At 38.9% G+C, this 16,932-nt stretch carries 12 protein-coding genes; 1 reads left to right on the forward strand and 11 read right to left on the reverse strand.

All coding sequences use genetic code 11. The features are described 5' to 3' along the window. Window position 1: 1 nt before the first annotated feature. Window positions 2-2,929, reverse strand: coding sequence for a hypothetical protein (locus AB1444_06145; GenBank protein MEW6526234.1), 2,928 nt, complete (start codon window positions 2,927-2,929; stop codon window positions 2-4). 287 nt (window positions 2,930-3,216) lie between these two features. After that, window positions 3,217-3,705 carry a hypothetical protein gene (locus tag AB1444_06150; GenBank protein ID MEW6526235.1) on the reverse strand — a complete coding sequence of 163 codons (489 nt, stop codon included), beginning with the start codon at window positions 3,703-3,705 and terminating at the stop codon, window positions 3,217-3,219. Window positions 3,706-3,917: 212 nt separating this feature from the next. Here AB1444_06150 and AB1444_06155 point away from each other — a divergent pair, with 212 nt between their 5' ends. Then, window positions 3,918-4,853 carry a glycosyl hydrolase family 18 protein gene (locus AB1444_06155; protein MEW6526236.1) on the forward strand — a complete coding sequence of 312 codons (936 nt, stop codon included), beginning with the start codon at window positions 3,918-3,920 and terminating at the stop codon, window positions 4,851-4,853. A 59-nt stretch (window positions 4,854-4,912) separates the two neighbouring features. Here AB1444_06155 and AB1444_06160 read toward each other — a convergent pair whose 3' ends face one another. From AB1444_06160 to AB1444_06200, 9 genes are all read right to left on the reverse strand, one after another. After that, window positions 4,913-6,073: a hypothetical protein gene (locus AB1444_06160; protein MEW6526237.1), complete on the reverse strand. Its 1,161-nt coding sequence runs from the start codon at window positions 6,071-6,073 to the stop codon at window positions 4,913-4,915. A 377-nt stretch (window positions 6,074-6,450) separates the two neighbouring features. Then, a complete protein-coding gene (gene mobB / locus AB1444_06165) occupies window positions 6,451-7,161 on the reverse strand; it encodes a molybdopterin-guanine dinucleotide biosynthesis protein B (GenBank protein MEW6526238.1) in 711 nt (236 codons plus the stop codon). A gap of 69 nt (window positions 7,162-7,230) precedes the next feature. Then, window positions 7,231-7,854 (reverse strand): hypothetical protein, encoded by a 624-nt coding sequence (locus AB1444_06170; GenBank protein MEW6526239.1) that lies wholly within the window; start codon window positions 7,852-7,854, stop codon window positions 7,231-7,233. A gap of 37 nt (window positions 7,855-7,891) precedes the next feature. Continuing rightward, a complete protein-coding gene (locus tag AB1444_06175; GenBank protein ID MEW6526240.1) occupies window positions 7,892-11,053 on the reverse strand; it encodes a molybdopterin-dependent oxidoreductase in 3,162 nt (1,053 codons plus the stop codon). Between the two features lie 15 nt (window positions 11,054-11,068). Beyond that, window positions 11,069-12,259 (reverse strand): NrfD/PsrC family molybdoenzyme membrane anchor subunit, encoded by a 1,191-nt coding sequence (gene nrfD / locus AB1444_06180; protein ID MEW6526241.1) that lies wholly within the window; start codon window positions 12,257-12,259, stop codon window positions 11,069-11,071. A gap of 8 nt (window positions 12,260-12,267) precedes the next feature. Further along, a complete protein-coding gene (locus tag AB1444_06185) occupies window positions 12,268-13,224 on the reverse strand; it encodes a 4Fe-4S dicluster domain-containing protein (GenBank protein MEW6526242.1) in 957 nt (318 codons plus the stop codon). Window positions 13,225-13,394: 170 nt separating this feature from the next. Continuing rightward, complete coding sequence (locus tag AB1444_06190) at window positions 13,395-14,522, reverse strand: putative sulfate/molybdate transporter (protein MEW6526243.1); 1,128 nt, start codon at window positions 14,520-14,522, stop codon at window positions 13,395-13,397. 184 nt (window positions 14,523-14,706) lie between these two features. Beyond that, window positions 14,707-15,357 (reverse strand): response regulator transcription factor, encoded by a 651-nt coding sequence (locus tag AB1444_06195; protein MEW6526244.1) that lies wholly within the window; start codon window positions 15,355-15,357, stop codon window positions 14,707-14,709. Window positions 15,358-15,363: 6 nt separating this feature from the next. Beyond that, a partial coding sequence (locus AB1444_06200) for a PAS domain S-box protein (protein MEW6526245.1) occupies window positions 15,364-16,932 on the reverse strand: 1,569 nt, incomplete at its 5' end.

Raw genomic sequence — 16,932 nt, forward strand, 5'->3', positions numbered from 1 at the left:
TTCACCAGCGCAATTTTGTAATGATCGTATCAAGCATAATTTTCAACTGCAAAGTTAGGGGCAAATCCATGTCTTCCTTGATTTCCTGGGCGGCAAATGCATACACCGCCGAAAGTTTAGATTGCTTTCCCTGCGCGCTCACAGCCTGCACTGCAACATAATATGTATTGCCCTGCTTAAATGACCTATTCTTTGCATATTCTTTTACAAACAGTGATGTGTCTTTTGTTTTATACATTGCAGTCAATGAATCTTTTGTATCACCGCAATGAATAATGTAGGAAGCAGCCCCATCTGCTTTTTCAAAATTTACATACACACCACCATCTTTATATAATGCAAACACGCCTTTTGGCGGCTGTAATGGTGGTGTAGTTTTTTTCTCCTGATTTTCATGCAAGAGCATTACAAACGGTTGATTTGCGTAGGAAATCATCAGTTGTTGTAATTTTTGTGGCAATGGATAATGACTATGAACTATCGCCAATGCAAAATGTTGAGTGGTTCCACTGTAAGTGCATGCACCTGATTGATACTGATCCCCATTTAAGATTGCAGCTTTAAACCCCCTGCCCTTGCCCCAGGTGGGCTGATAGTACTGTAGGCCAAAAAATGTTCCAAACGGATTGAGACTTACTGCAAAACCTGTAAAAAAATTATGCGTCACCTGTAATGGACAAAAAGCAAAATTAGAAAGCGTAGCGTTATCCTTTGCTACAGCAATACATTCCTTACCATTGGTTATGGCCACATACTCCGCAGTGATGTGATTGTTGACATTAGCAAGATCTAAATTTTTACGTGAATGTTTAAAGTAATCTATTGTGTACTGCGATTCCACACCCAAGTAATTACGCTTTAATACAGTAAAAGGCTGTTTCTTTGTAGCACGCATGGCTGGATACAGCGGGCAAGGTGCAACCTGCTGCCAGGCTGGATCATAGATGCGCGCAAGCTGTGGCATACCCGGCTTAAAAATTTTTGTACGTGGTGTATCAGGATAGGTAATGGTGCCATCAACAAAGATTATATCAATACCAGCAACAAGCGCAATGACATACTCAAACTGCCCGGGGGTAATGTTTTGCGGAAGTGCAACAGTTCCTGAAATCTTAACTGCTGCAACACCATCATCTCCGTTGCGCAGCACTGTTACATCAATTTTTTCGGGGCGATAGTTTTTGTTATTGTACTGTATCCAGGGAAGTAAGCTGTACTCATCAAGAACATCTTTGCCATGTGCTTCTACTGAATTAACCCCCTGCTTAAATGTAATAGCAATTGTACTGTTTTTCAGAAGCTGTTTTGTGGCATTTGTTGTGTACTGAGTTTGACGGTGAGGCTTGCGAACAATATGATACACGCCATCAGAAAGAATCCCTTCCTTTACAAAAATTCGGCTTATTCCATTATGTGAAAAAACAAACACCGGTAATAGTGTACTATTATATTTCAGGAAATAATCGTAACCTTCATGCAAATCACCAGCAATTGTTAACACAAAATTATCAGCATTTTGTGTAAGAACCAGCAGAGAATTGACATATTCGTAGTTATTAAAATTTTGCACTTTTTTATCCTGGCTGCAAATCTTTTGTGCATATGCTTTACTATCACGTACAACAGGATTGGTTGTTGATTGCATTTGTTGAATGAGTTCATCAACAATGTGTTCACGGTTTTTTGCCAGAAACGGTGTTGCCATGCCAAAGTTTGTTGTTGAAAGAAGCCGCATACGTTTTTGAAACGATTCACCCAATGCAACTTTAATGTTTTCAGGAATAGGTTGCTTGATGTATTTATACAACGCTTTTACCAATGCATGCGTCATTCTGTCTTTTTCAACTGCAGTCCAGTAATCGCTGCAATATTTTTTCTCAGCCCAGGATACATAGCCATTAAAACTGCCATCAGCAGTATCCTGGCCAAATGAAATTTCTTTTACCGGCTTATGATGTTGCACATAATCATGTAACGTAGTAAACTCAACATAATCAAGGGATGCAATGTCATCAATGAGCTGTGAAAGCCCACCTGTATTGGGCACCCATTTTAAATATGAAGGTAGTTTATACCCATACCAGTATGAATCATCAGCATCACTGTTGATACATATCAACACATCATTCTTTATATTACCACGCAATTGCTCATGGCGTAGCATCTGAACCCAGTTATAAATGCTTACATTTTCAATGAGGTCAGCATGATTATACGCAGGTATTACAAGCATTCTTTCATTGGTTATCGTATTATTGTATATAAGCGGATTGTGAGCCTCTTCAAGCGATAATTCATCAACAAAAACTCTAAATGCATCAAACGGTATAGCACTGTAATATAGAACAACTCCCTGTATGCCAAGCTCCTTATATAGATTAAAATTTCCTGCAGATGTCATCATCTCCTGCGGACGAACATACGGCGAATACACACCAAAAATATCTTTCACTCCACTTTTCTTTACATTGGTAATAGCGTTTTGCAATGAATATACAAATTCATCGCGAGTCATTGCAGAAACAAGTCCATTATTATACGACATCAGGATGATTTCATCACCATGTTCCTTCACACGGTGTTTGATGTTCTGTATGATATCGGGAGCATATCTTGGTAATATCTCTTCTAAGGTAAAAAGGTTTTCAAAATCCCACACACCTTTAACAGGGATGCCTTTTTTATTCTTTTCATCCAGCACTTCAATAATCTTACGTACAATACGTATATCTTTGCCAAAACCTGCTTCATCGTTGGTATCAATTCTGTATGAATGATAAAAATTGGCATGAAACCCCAGTAAAACATATACTTTGTGTTTTGACTCTTTACCAATAACAGACAGTTTTGGCAATATTATTGAGCCAACCAGATATACGATATACACAACGACAAGTAAAGCTAACGCATATTTAAAAATATTTTTCATAATAATTTCTCCCACAAAATACTTCTAACAAAATTTTAGTAAAACTTCTCAATTAAAAAGAGTATTACAATTATCATTTAAACCTGGATGTTACAGGTATTAATAGTAAAACTTAATCGTAAACTTTTTAAGCATTTTTTCCTGACTGTGATTATAAACAGCACTCCAAACTATACCCATAGAACATATCACATTAATTATATCAGATAGTAACCATAAAACATACTGGTACCATACCAGATACAGTTATAAAAGGCAAGAAATTATAAAGTAAGGATTTGTTGGAATTAAATTGCTGTACGCAATGCTTTTGGTGGTGGTCCCCAGTAGAATTTTAGGCAATGGATGCCGTTTTCACGGTGAAAATCAAAGGTATATGACCTGTTTTCATAATAACTGGGTAAATTATTAGGATAGTTATCGGTATTTATTTCTTTTAATCGCTTTTTGAAATACAAAAAAAATTCTTCCAGAACATTATCCACACAAAATGCAATGATATTGGCAAGCGACATCTTCCATAACTTCTTCACATCTAAGAAAAACTCATACTCTGACTGATACAATACCAGATGTACCCGTTTCCAGGGATTGCCAGCATTACGTTTGCGGTAGGCTATGCGTTTAAATGCTACATACGTCTTTTTTTCCTTCTTTGCTGCATACATAACCAGGTACACAATAAGTGTTGTAAGCGGCACATCTAACGTGTGTGCATAATCACCAAGGATAGCTAAATGGGGAAGCGAAATACAGGTAGTGGTTTCAAAATCCATAGATTCCTCCCAAAGTGTGTATTGTAGTATTATCTGTTATGTCAATACTACATTACCGATAACTATCGTTGCAACAATTTTTTGTATATGCAATAGCAATAATCAATAATAAAAAAGTTGAAAAGTGCCAACCAATTCTTAAGTCTATTCCAGTGTGGTACACAAATAAAAATTGTTGCAAACACATACAAATAATTTATACAATGGAACCCATGAAGTTAATTTATTTTTGCATTTTTATTGTGTTCATCCTGACAGCACCTGCATACCCTCAACTGTGGGGATACTATCTTAAAAATTCCATCCCCTATGATAAACACGAGCACTACTGGGAAAACCGATTCACCAATCTTACTGTGCTGTGTTTTACAGGGATAACGGTAACCAGTACCGATTGCATTATACCTGAATTAACCAACGAACAAGCACTTTTTAAAAAAGCAAAACAGCGAGGCATAGCACTTATACCGCATGTAACCTTTAAAAATGCTAAAAGCGGTATAGCTTTCTTAACTCATCCACACCACTGGGAAAAAACAATACAAAAGCTTGCTTATGCTATACACACCAATGGCTGGGCAGGATGTCATTTTGATTTTGAATACCTGCCACCCAAATATGCTGCCAACTTTGCACAATTTTTAAAAACTTTTAGGGCGATAGTTCCTGATATAAGTCTTTCGGCGGCAATGTTTCCCCAGGTTGAATTTAATCCCACCCATGCTGCATTCCACGATTATTCACTTCTTAGCGCTTATCTTGATGCTATCGTTTTGATGTGCTACGACCACCATAACCCAAAAACAAAACCGGGGCCGGTAACAAGCGTTGCATGGTCCAGGAAAAATATTGATTACGCATTAAAATTTTTTAACGCTCATCAAATATGGTTAGGTATTCCCGCCTATGGTTATATATGGAAAAATGGCATGTATTACTCTGTCATCACCATGAGGTCATTGCCCAAATATATGTCACTTTATAGTAACTATCGCCACAGTTCCGGAACTGTTGTTATAGAATATACACAAAACAAAAACCACTACATTGCGTATGTTCCTGATTCAAAACTGCAAAACCAGTTGTGTGAGTTAGCTACTTCCTACAAGCTCAAAGGTATTGCGCTGTGGCGTTTGGGATTTGAATAAAAAAGAAAAAGGGAAGCGTGTTAGCCTCCCTTTCTTTAGGGGTAGAATTATGGGTAATGTTAAAATTTAACTTCTGTTTTTACAAAGATCTTGGTGTCAGGATCATCCAATGCTTCAGACTTAACATTCTGGTAATACACCACAGCCCTCAGGCCATTAGCCACATGATACCCTAACCCTGCTGCCCATGCTGTCACCTTTGATTTGTCAAGATCATTGTTTTCGCCAAACGAATATCGACCAACTACTATAATCGGCATGCTTATGATAGTGTCTAACCTGATATTGAGCCAGCTATCAAACAATTTGTACTTATTTTCAACAGCAGCTTGCCCCAAAGCTTTAGTGCCCACCTCAGGAAGCAGGTACATAGCACCTAGTTTAAAAAGCTCATCGGAGTAAACCACACCACCACCCATGTACCTGTTGTAGTTGTCACTAATCGTGTCGTTGGTATCCTGGTTACGATAGATGCCAAAAATGTACAGGTCTTTAACTGGCATAATCGTTGCCATGCCATAGTATGCCTTGCCGTCATCACCAAGCTTTACCTCATCGGCATATTTATACCCTTCACCATTGGTATATGCGCCAGTGAACGTTACAAGTTTATTGAACAGGGAAACTTCTAAACTAACTCCCATATCTGCAGAATTGTCAATTGACTGTCCCTTTATACTAGTGCCGCTAAGATAATAGAGAACGGTTTTTGCCTGGTCTGCATAGTTTTGCTCTAGAAAGCGGTAATCACTCTGCTTGTCAACAAAACCAATAAGTGGTGTGCTAATCATGCCAAACTGAAACTTAACGTCAGCAATGTCAAACTTTTGCTTTGCTTCCACATAGGCATATTTCAAGTATACGGTGTATCCATTGGTTTTTGATTCTACCTTTGATGATGTGGCACCACCATCTTCAGTATACTTTGTTTCACTTTTAGCATCAACCTGGCCAACATCAGTGGTTACCCGCACACTCCATATATCATCCAGCTTCTTTTTGAAATCTAAATATACTCGTTTAATTGAAAAGGTATTGTTGTTTTCGGTCTGAGTTGTACTTGAATGTTTCAATTCCTTTGACCATTCTAAATATGCCAGCCCACCAACTTCCAGTTTTGGTTTTTCCGGTACCTTTTCCTCAGGCTTTGCTTCCTGCGCAAAACCAGCAGTTGCAATTGCTATCACCGCCAAAAACGCCATACATTTTACAAACTTCATTAAAACCTCCTTAAACTTTTGTTAAATTATTAGTGTTTCAATTGTTTAAAATCTGATTGTAAATAAGCAGCACTCTATAAAGTAATTTTGTGGCAATTGTTAAGTTTTTATAAATTTTAATTTTTTTAGATTTTCCACTTTCTGTTGAAATCACTGCCCCTTAACCTGTTATAGTAGCTATTTATTAAAATTCCATTTTTTGCGTCATGTGGTTGTGAGCTTTATTTAACTCACCAAAGATATATGACTTCATATATCCACATTTATCCCCTTACACATTTAAGAACCAAAATTTTGTTGTCTAAAAATATTCTATCAATAACGAGATGATTCGCATCGTAGTCAGGTCTAAAATATATTTTGTGTTAATTACTTTTTTATGTAACAGATAATTCTTTATTTAAATTATTTGTTCTACCAACTTTCTTCTCATCTTGTCCAGTCTCTATCCTCACCACAATTTTCTTATGCTCCTCACAACCATCAAGCGAGCGTATCATCCCTGATATGGCATTAATCAACATGGTTTGCAAAAATGGCTTCATAGAAATTGGTTTGCCATCAACCTCAAGCATGATCAGTTCTCGATTTCTATTCGCAAGATATTGCTTTTCAATGAAATCAACAATCTCCCTTGCATCATTTATATTAAACTGAGGTACGTTAACATCAAGTTGTGTATCCGTGGCCACAGCTATCAGGTTGTCATCATCGGTGCAAAGAAGATCATTGTATGCTTCTTTTCTGAACACCTCAATTTTTGGTTTCTTTGAGCGCTTGTATCCTTCAGTCAGTACTATATCCACATCTTCAAAATATTTTGTTACAAGTTCGTCTATCTCGGCATCATGGTCTGTGTCCTTCATCACAGCAACACTAAAAGGAGATGATATGACAGTGATAGCTGCACCAGCTTTCTTGTGGCGCCAGCTATCCTTCCCTTCATGATCTATGGTAAATCCATGCACATCGTGCTTAATAGTACCAACCCTCCAGCCCCGTTTTACAAGCTCATTAACTAACTTTTCTAATAGCGTAGTCTTCCCTGTTCCTGATCTACCAACAATAGAAATCACTATATTAGTCATAGTATCACCTCTAATGTAATTTTATCGTATTCCTGCCTCTTGCAAAAGATGCGTTGCATACATAAAACATCAATCTTCACCATCATTTGCCTGTTTTTGAAATTTAACTTCCTCACAGATGAACTCATACGCAAAACGGCCAAGATTTTTATAAAACTTTGTTTTTGCCTTTTCCAAAGTCAGCTTGTAAAAATATTCCATCCTTGGGTAAAGGTGTACTGTTAAAAGATCATTAAAAATGGTGGTGTAGTAGCTAACGTCTTTCCTGGCATTGCTATTCCCTTTAACAAGGAATATTTTGTGCAAGAGAAACTCTGCAAATTGTAGTAGAAATGCAATGTGATGGGGCTCAAAGTTTCCTATTATTTCAAACCCAGCTTTTTTGCATAGACCAATAATCTTCTCTGTCATAACTCCATGATTATCGTAAAATACATCTTCCATTAGCGATTCTACTCCATTTTGCTCACTAACAGATGCGCTCTCATCTAAAAGGATTGTATAATCTGTGAGTAGCAGATCAGTTTCTTCCACATTATCAGGAAGATATTTAACAAACTCAGGATATAGTTCACAAACAGCATCGCTCAATTCTAAAATCCTCTCGTAAATAGTAGCATAGGGTCTATAGAAACATTGAGTTAAATGCCTGTAGATTTCACTTCTAAACTGATCTCTTTTTCTTGCTTTCATCATCCCTTGCTAATTAGTATGTAATTGCCAATCCACTTTATACTTTGATAAGGCGTACCTTTGTATCATAAAAGGACACACTACCACCCACCGGATCTAATAAACACGTATTGTTTCGAAGAGAAGGATCGGTCCACATAGCTGCATTCGCATGTATGCCAGTACCCCTTTGTGGATCTCCATCTATAGTTTCCCCATCAATTACCATGTCGGTTGCTCCTGTAGCCCAGTGCCCAAAACCAAGAACAAAACTGATAACGCCAGGCCGTATATCTTCGGTAATAATCACCCTGCCTATCATTGATTTTTTGCTTCCATTTTTTAAATCCCATTCACCTGACGGGTTTGTTGAACTTACTACTTTAACACGATCATCTGCACCAAGACCAAGTCTTTCTGCATCTATTTTGTTTATAATAATGCCATTTTCTGGCATAATAGGTTTAAGCCAATAGTTAGTGGTGGTACGCGACTTCGTCTGTGTCACTGTTCTGTTGGTAATCAAATGCAAGTCATATCCTTTACTCATATCATCAAGCGTATCACCTTTGTAATTGCGTTGGGGCAAATATACAGCAATTCCTGGCATTGAACGTCCGGTGCCAGAATATTTATTGCTGGCTGTTTTCTCCTGATACATATTCAACAGTTTTCCATAGGCGTTTTTTACATGGTTACCTTCATAGACGTGAGAATATTCTTCAAAACGCCCTCCGCGGTTTAATATATATACAACCTTTTTCCAATAAGGTCCACATATTGCTTTCCACTTTTCTGCGTCAAAAACAGTTTTAGGAAGGTGGCGCCTGGCCTGCATAAACAGTGCAAGCTCTCTTTCGTTGGCATCAGGAACATCTTTACCAGGCCCATCACCCACAGCAATGTTTGCTACCGCACGGAGATAAAAATCTTCCGGGCGTTTGATATGTAAACCATCTCCTAATGCATCAGGACCAAACGCCTTAAGACCCAGTGATTCGGAAAAAGCCATAAGCATAGCTTCAAGGCTTATAGGCATATTCTCACCATACACACGTACCGTTTCAGGGATAGGTGCAATAGATGGCTGTCGTACCGGTTGCACTTTGTTAGGCATGTTTGGATGCGACCCTTGAAATTCCCAGCGCTCAAGATACGATAGATCAGGGAAAATATAGTCGGCATACATCGAAGAAGTACCTATAGTAATATCATTGGCAATAAATAGTGGAAGTTTGTTTACATCAGCAAGAACTTCAATATTGGTATGTCCTGCTGGCAGTGCATATGCAGGTGTTCCCATATAGAGGATGAGTGCCTTCACAGGGTAGGGATACGCATCACCTATGCTTGGGATAATCTCTTCATAGACGTCGCTTGAAAGCGGATACCAATTGCGCTTAGCTGGATAGCCCTCAAAGAGCGATGTTTTCTCATAGGCAATACCGTGACGTATGGAACTTACACCAAACGCTTCAATCTTTCCTTTTACTTTGGTAAGATCAAAAGGACCACCCTTCTTTCCATCATATCCGTAAGTACTGGCTGCAATCATACCACCTTTCCAGTCAAAGTTCCCTAATAACATATTGACCGACATCCAGGCCAGCACATTATAAAAGCCATTGGTATGCTGTGCCGGCCCTCTGTGGATATCCACTGAAGCTTGCTTGCCATACGTTGTGAGCTCCCTGCATACATCTTCAACATCCTGTGGCTGTACACCTGCTATCTTGCACCATTTTTGGAAAGTATTCTGACTTGCCGATTCTTTAAGTAGCTGTAGGGATGATTTGACCATAATCATTTTCCCGTCATGAAAAATCTGACGATCAACAAAGAGGTCACCATAAACTTGAATATTCTCACTGTTAGGATCAAAAAATACAGGATTGCCATTAACCAAAGCGCAAAGTGTATTCCCGTTTCCCCTGATGAACTTGCCCGGCTTACCATCTTTTACCTCAACAAGCCATGTGGCGTTTGACCATGATTTTTCGCCTATTGCTTTTGCTGCTCCCTTCGTGGCACACTGTAAAAAACGCTGATCATATTTGCCATTATCAATAATCCAGCGTATAATTGCTAATGCCAGTGCAGCATCCTCACCAGGTTTTACTGGCAGCCATTTGTGCGCTTTTGAGGCAAGCTTAGAAAAGCGTGGATCTGCCACAGCTATCTTCGTTTTACCACTGGCTAAGTTTGCCGTAAGTCGGACAGTTCTATTCGTTGGCCCATAATTTGCTTCAAAAAGGTTTGCTCCTACAAAAAGTACATAGCGGGCATGTTCCAGATCGGTTTGCCAGTAGAATTTCTGACCATCTTTAAATTTCCCATCAATATACTGTTCGCTAATTGCCTTGCAGGTAAAATACAGTGAACCCTGACACACTGTCGTATGGCCATGAAGGTTTGTGGTACCAAAAGCAGCACCAAAACGTTTGATAAAATCACTACGACCACCTTTGAGTCTGCCCCATGCTATTACCAGTTGATTGTTCTTAGGCCCTAGATCGGGATGATCAGGATCTATGAGGGTATTAATAAATTCTGCATATTTCCTTTTAAAGGTTTCAAGCAATTGATTTTTTTGCTGAGGATTCTTTTCATCCCAATATTTCTGAATATCTTCTGCCATATTTTTGGCCACTTTCCCATCTTTTAAGGCCATAATTGATCTGAGCCCTTCTACATTCCTATTTTCCTCTCCCCTTACGTGTGCAAAGAGCTTTCCCCCTTCAACAATTTCTTTTACTGCCACATCAAAAGGTATGCTTTTCCACCTGTTAGATCCTCTTGGACCATCACGTTTTAAAACCTTTACTATCCTGTAGGGATCATAGGCAGTCTGTACACCGGCTTGACCTTTTGGACAAAGTCCCGCATCTATTTGAGCAGCCTCCTCCACAGAGGTATTCATAGAAATATTTGGTACCATATTGAAAGGATTGTAGGGATTACCATCGATTTTTACAGCAACATTGTTTTGTATTTTCGCTTTAATTCCACATCCGGTATTACAATTAAGACACACCGAATAAATGATATTCTCAGGATTGTTCAGTATCGAAGGTTCATCGGGTCTTGAACTTTCAATAATTGCATTGGGGTTATTCTTACAACCCATAATACCCATAAGTGTTGCTATTCCGGCGCTTCCCAGAAGAGCTCCCGTAGTTTCTTTTACAAAGGTTCTGCGAGATAATTTCCTATTTTTCATTACTATCATCTCCTCCTAATTTTCCTTTTCAATATATGTTGATAAAATTTTATGGCTAAAATAGAAAAGGGCAAGGCCAAATGCTATCACAAAGAGGGTGATGAGATATTCAACCATTGTTGGCGAGTAGTTAAAATTAAGACGGGCATGGGTGAACGCTTCATTAAGGCCTTTCAGTTCAGGGATTGATTGCCCGGGTATAAGTATATTCAAGCGCGTTGAGATAAACGTAGTAACAATGATAAATGCCCCTATCGCAAGCTTTGTAACAGATTGGGCATTGAATATGAGATAGAAACCGATTATAGCTCCACCTACATGGATTAGCCAAAACACCCACCAGAATTTTCCAAATAGGATAAGATAGATAGTTTCTTTCAGGTGTGATATTGGTGACCACAGTGCAAGGCTGTACTCGCTAAATTCCCCCATAAAATAGACAGCAATTCCTGCAAGAATGATTTTTCTAAGATACGGATAAGGCCCCTGCTCTGGAGTATCTATCGCAGCAGATTCCCCTCTAAGGTAGTAATAAACCAGAAGCAGAGCAGATGCCCCGGAAGTGATTGCTGATGTGAGAAAAAGCACCGGAAGTATTGCAGAACTCCAGAATGGCTTGGCATCAACAACACCAAAAAAAGCACCACTCTGGCTGGGATATGCAATAGAGAGCAGTAATCCAAGCAATAACAAGGGGACAAGCCATCCAGTCTTATCATTAACTACATTAGCCTGCCGTCTTTTCACACTCAAAAAAAGCATGATACCCACAAGTACAAGAAAGATGCTATACATCCAGGCATTGAACGCAAGCATAGATCCAAAATTAGGAGAAATCCCAACACGGTACGCACGAAACGGACGTCCCAGATCAAGCCATATTGCCAGAAGGCCAGTTATAAGGCTACAAGCAGAGACCAAAAGTGTAGTATTGAGATTTTCTCTTAATCCTTTAATTCCTTTCAGATACCCAATTACACCAACTGCAAAAGCTCCACCCGAAATACCCACAGCGTGAAAATATACCGCTATCCAAATTCCCCAGGGAACATAGCTCCCATATCCCGCAAGCCGTTCACCTGAAATTACTTTTATTAAAAGTCCTATTACTCCAGGAACAAATAGGCATAACCATAAGATCTTTAATTTTTTAAGCATAGTCTCGTTATTGAACACTTGTATCCATGATAAAAGTTTTGCTATCATATACCACCTCACACTAAATAGATGACTTCGGGCTTTGTGCCTTTCTCTTCAAGTAGCTTCATCTGATTGCTCGATTTTGCCATTTCAGCCACAAGGCTTCTGGCGTCATTTGCATCACCAAAATAATTTGCACGGCCTATACAGGTGCTCACACACTGCGGCAAAAGCCCCTGCTCAATCCTGTGTAAGCAGAAGTGACATTTACGGGCATTCCCTACAGGTGAACCATGACCTTCACGGCTCCATGATTTGTTGTATTCATTTGACGGTTGTTTCTCGTATGGTTGAATCTCCGGGGTATGTTCAGTATAATAATTTCCAAAATCGCTGGTACGGGCACCATAGGGACATGCAGTAAGACAATACCGACAGCCAATACATCTATCGTAATCTATAATGACCACGCCATCTGGTCGTTTCCACGTAGCGCGGACAGGACAGACCGATACGCATGAGGGATTATTGCACTGCATGCAGGGTCTTGGGAAAAAGCGCGTTATCTGGTGAGGGTATTGACCAATATGTTCAGTTATCACTGGCCTATACACAACCCCCGGTGGAAGTTTGTTCTCAGCAATACATGCAACTGTACACGCATGACAACCCACGCATTTTCTTGTATCTATCACCATTAACCATCGACGCTCTTCCATTGGTTTAAAAAGTGCACGGCGAAGCTCATTTTGCATCCTGACAAGGATATCAACTTCTCCAGCACCATCCTGAACCGGGGGTATTTTGTGTGTTGTTATAGGGCCTTTTGGCACAGCTGGATTTGGTATAATTCTTGATATTACAGTGGACATCACTCCAAGACCAATCGCAGATCCTATAAGGGTAATTGCACGTTTTCTGTCTATTGGAGTTAAAGAATAAGCTTCATCTGAAGACTCGTTATCATCCACCGCTGATCGCAATACCTCATCAGTTTGCTTTGGCGATTTAGTGGATTGTTTTTTTGCCATATCATTCCTCCTTCAATTTCCATTAGCTCATATAGTTAATGTGCAAACATAATATTATATGATACTGTAATGTGCTGCACTTGTGGTTTTATGAATTACCGTAAATGTCTTTTAAAAAAATTTAATAGTTTTACTCATTACACAGCATTTTTTACATACGTATATACTAGCTAATACATATCAGTCACACGCACCAGTTGATCCCACAATTTTTTTATCACTACCAAACCGTAATGCAAAGTCAATCCCGCAAGAAAACCAATTGTCAGATTGTTGAGCACAAAACCAAAAATTCCAACTATAAGCGCATTAAAAAAAGCTTTATTATCATCTATAATATCTTTGATATATGATGCATGCTGAATTCCCACGCAAAAAAGAATAATCCCTAAAATACCCACAGGGAATGCAGATATAAATGCAAAGGAGCTATTTCCTAAAAACAGAGCAATGGAAATGAATGTTATACCTATTATATACCCTGACATACTATCTTTTGCTCCAAAATTATAATGAGCAGTCAATCCACCAGAACCATGACACATTGGTGCGCCACCAAAAAAACCTGAGAGTATATTTGCCAATCCAATGCTCAGAGGAATGCTTATAAGATTTAAACGTGTTGCTTTATCTCCATATAGCAATATTCCAGTATTCCTGGTGGCAACAATGGAATTGCCAAATGTCAGGGCAATTTGCGGAATGACCAATATTGTAAACCCGGTCACAAAATTATCAATGTTTGGCAAGGAGGGAGTAAAATCAATATGACCTGTAAATGATAGTGATATTTTACTCAAAGAAATGGCAACGCCAAGAATCATTATGGGAATGAGAGGTGGAATACTTTTGTATTGAGTAAAAACCACAAAAAGAAAAAAACCCACAACACATGCAATAGCAATATCATTAAATATGAAATTAAAAGAAGTCTTTACCAGCATGGCCCCCAATCCCAGTTGAATACCCCGTATAACTGACAGTGGAAAAATATTCCCGAGTTTTTCACTAATCCCCGTTGCTGCTATTGCTATCAGAATTATGCCCATCAGGATACCCGCAGCATTAATCACTTCAAATCCAAGACCCATCGAGATGGCTATAACACACATCGCTTTAAGCGGCTGCACTGGCATTGTAATCCTGAAATAGAATGCTGAAACCACATAAAATATACCTGCAGCAAGGAACATAGCTGTGGGGTTTATCCCATTCTTAGAGATGAGGAGAATAGCTAATGGAAAAAAAATTCCAATGTCTCCAAAAGCTCCAGATATATCCCAGAGTAACTTCCTCACATTAGCCCCTGATACTTTGTTTCATAGTAAATCTTTAATTAAAATAGTCTCTCGTAAAACAATAGAGCCAAAACATTTCTATAACATTTGCATACTGTGAAAATAAAATCAATCGCATGAAATACAAATGCCTTGTGGTAGTAACAATTTTTTTGTTGTGGTATAAAAGACTACAAGAGGGTAGTTATATGAGTTTCGTATCTATAGCACGAATTGCATATTTTTGTAGCTCAAAGTTGTTTTTCAGGTTTAATTTATTTTTAATGCGTTCCCGATAGGTGTTTATGGTATTTATGCTCAAATTGAGTGCTTGAGAAATTTCTCGTACACTTTTGCCACTGCCGATTAAGCGTAATACCTCAATTTCTCTATTAGTGAGAATAGATAGCAAGTTTTCGCTGTTATTTGCTATACCACTAATAGCCTTATTTATTATTTTTTCAGACATCTGTTCACTTAAGTAGATCCCTCCATTCAGAATTTTCCGAATGGCGGTGATTACATTCTCGTATGTCTGCTGTTTCATGACATACCCCCGAGCGCCCAAACGCAACGCGCGCTCAGCATAAATTGACTCATCATACATCGATACAATAAGTACAGGAATATTCATACCAAATGCCACTATATCCTTTGTAAGTTCAAGTCCACTGGGACCATCAAGTCCTATATCCACAATAACTAAATCAGGCTTAAGCTTTCGTATAAGCTGTAGTGCTTTCTGTGCATTTTCTGCCTCTCCACATACCTCAAGGCCTATCTCTCTACCAATAAGCTGGGAAAGGCCATATCTGAAAACGGGATGATCATCAACGATGAAAATCTTTTTGTTCATAATCTTCTATCCTTCCATTTTATTTTCATTATTACCACCTTTAACCCCTACAATGCAAGCAATTGATGTTCCTTCATTACCACTGTTAATAATAAGCTGGGCACCAATCATATCTGCCCTGTATCTCATAATGCGCATGCCAAGACCATCCTGAGACCCTATTCCATTGCCAAAACCTTTACCGTTATCCATAACCTCCAACTTTAAAAGCCCGTCGTTCATTTTCATAGATATATTAATCTTTGTTGCTTTACTGTGCTTTCTTGCATTCGTAACAGCCTCCCGGATTATATAGAATAGATGTCGTGCGGTAATATCATCAAAATGGAAAGCTTCACTGCATATATCAAGTGAGCATTCAATGCCATATATACCTGCTGATTCTTCAACCATCTGGCGTACCGCCGGAATAAAATTTCCCGCACCAAGATCAACAGGACACAACCCACGGGCCAATCGTCGCGATTTTGAAATTGTGTTTTCAAGAAAGTGTGAGATCTCTTTCAGACGAATAGAATCCTCATTGTTCTCATCCAAGTCAGAATATTTATTTTTCATAGAATGCACAGCCATTTTCAATAACACATCTATACCTATAAGGTTTTGCATAAGGTCATCATGCAGGTCCTGTCCAATTCGTTGCCGTTCAGATTCATACACATGGATCACATCCCTTTCCAGTTCTCTACGTTTGGTAACATCTCGCCCTACTTCTACGATTCCTACCAGTTTGCCATCATCCCCATAAAGAGGGCTCGCTGACACTTCATAAATATACTTAAAGTCACCTGTGGTATAAATCCGCTCAAAAAAAACTGTTTTCCCTATACTTCGTACAACAGACTCTATATCGCCATTGCCGCATTCATCGCATGGATATGTACACCCATCAAGCACATTCATGCATGAAGCATTACTATTGGCAAGAAGCTGTTTTCTTTTGCGAGCCGAAACATTCAACATCACTACCTGGTTTTCAATGTTCCTAACTATTACTTCATCATCTACACTATCGATAATGGTTTGCAGGAAGCGATAGGAGTCAAGAAGGGCTATATCCGCCTCATTCCTTTTAACCGTTTCCTTCCAGAGCAAACCAACACGATCATCAGTGCGATTTTTCTCTCCAGATGATACATTGTTATTGTTTGCCATCACGGCAAGGGCAGCCTCTATTCTTTTTCTGATTGTAATGTCCTTGGCAACACCAACAAAACCTTTTATGTCCTTATCTATTCCATCCGAGATTGGTGACATTGAGAAAACTGCAGGTATCTCCTTGTTTTCTTTGCTTATAAAGCGCACTTCTGCTTCAATTGGTTCACCTTTTGATAATGTTCCATCAATCATTCCATCCCTATCCTTTTGTACCAGCAGTGTTCCCACATGTTTACCAATAAGATGTGATTTCACACGTCCAGTCAACGATTCCATTGCCCTATTTACCATGACAATTACACCCTGTCGATCAGTGACCACCAGTGGATCAGTAATATTGGTAATAATCCTTTCAAGATATCGTCTTGACTTACTCTCGCTCTTAAGTGCCGATATCAGCCGCGCTTGTTTTTCTTG

The organism is Spirochaetota bacterium (genome assembly GCA_040756435.1).
Taxonomy (GTDB): Bacteria; Spirochaetota; UBA4802; order UBA4802; family UB4802; genus UBA4802.

Bases quoted from the DNA above. Each gene is read 5' to 3' on its own strand.
- AB1444_06185 (MEW6526242.1), bottom strand. From the start codon at position 13,224: ATGGCAAAAAAACAATCCACTAAATCGCCAAAGCAAACTGATGAGGTA.
- nrfD (MEW6526241.1), bottom strand. From the start codon at position 12,259: ATGATAGCAAAACTTTTATCATGGATACAAGTGTTCAATAACGAGACT.
- AB1444_06150 (MEW6526235.1), bottom strand. From the start codon at position 3,705: ATGGATTTTGAAACCACTACCTGTATTTCGCTTCCCCATTTAGCTATC.
- AB1444_06195 (MEW6526244.1), bottom strand. From the start codon at position 15,357: ATGAACAAAAAGATTTTCATCGTTGATGATCATCCCGTTTTCAGATAT.
- AB1444_06145 (MEW6526234.1), bottom strand. From the start codon at position 2,929: ATGAAAAATATTTTTAAATATGCGTTAGCTTTACTTGTCGTTGTGTAT.
- AB1444_06170 (MEW6526239.1), bottom strand. From the start codon at position 7,854: ATGAAAGCAAGAAAAAGAGATCAGTTTAGAAGTGAAATCTACAGGCAT.
- AB1444_06155 (MEW6526236.1), top strand. From the start codon at position 3,918: ATGAAGTTAATTTATTTTTGCATTTTTATTGTGTTCATCCTGACAGCA.
- AB1444_06175 (MEW6526240.1), bottom strand. From the start codon at position 11,053: ATGAAAAATAGGAAATTATCTCGCAGAACCTTTGTAAAAGAAACTACG.
- AB1444_06160 (MEW6526237.1), bottom strand. From the start codon at position 6,073: ATGAAGTTTGTAAAATGTATGGCGTTTTTGGCGGTGATAGCAATTGCA.
- mobB (MEW6526238.1), bottom strand. From the start codon at position 7,161: ATGACTAATATAGTGATTTCTATTGTTGGTAGATCAGGAACAGGGAAG.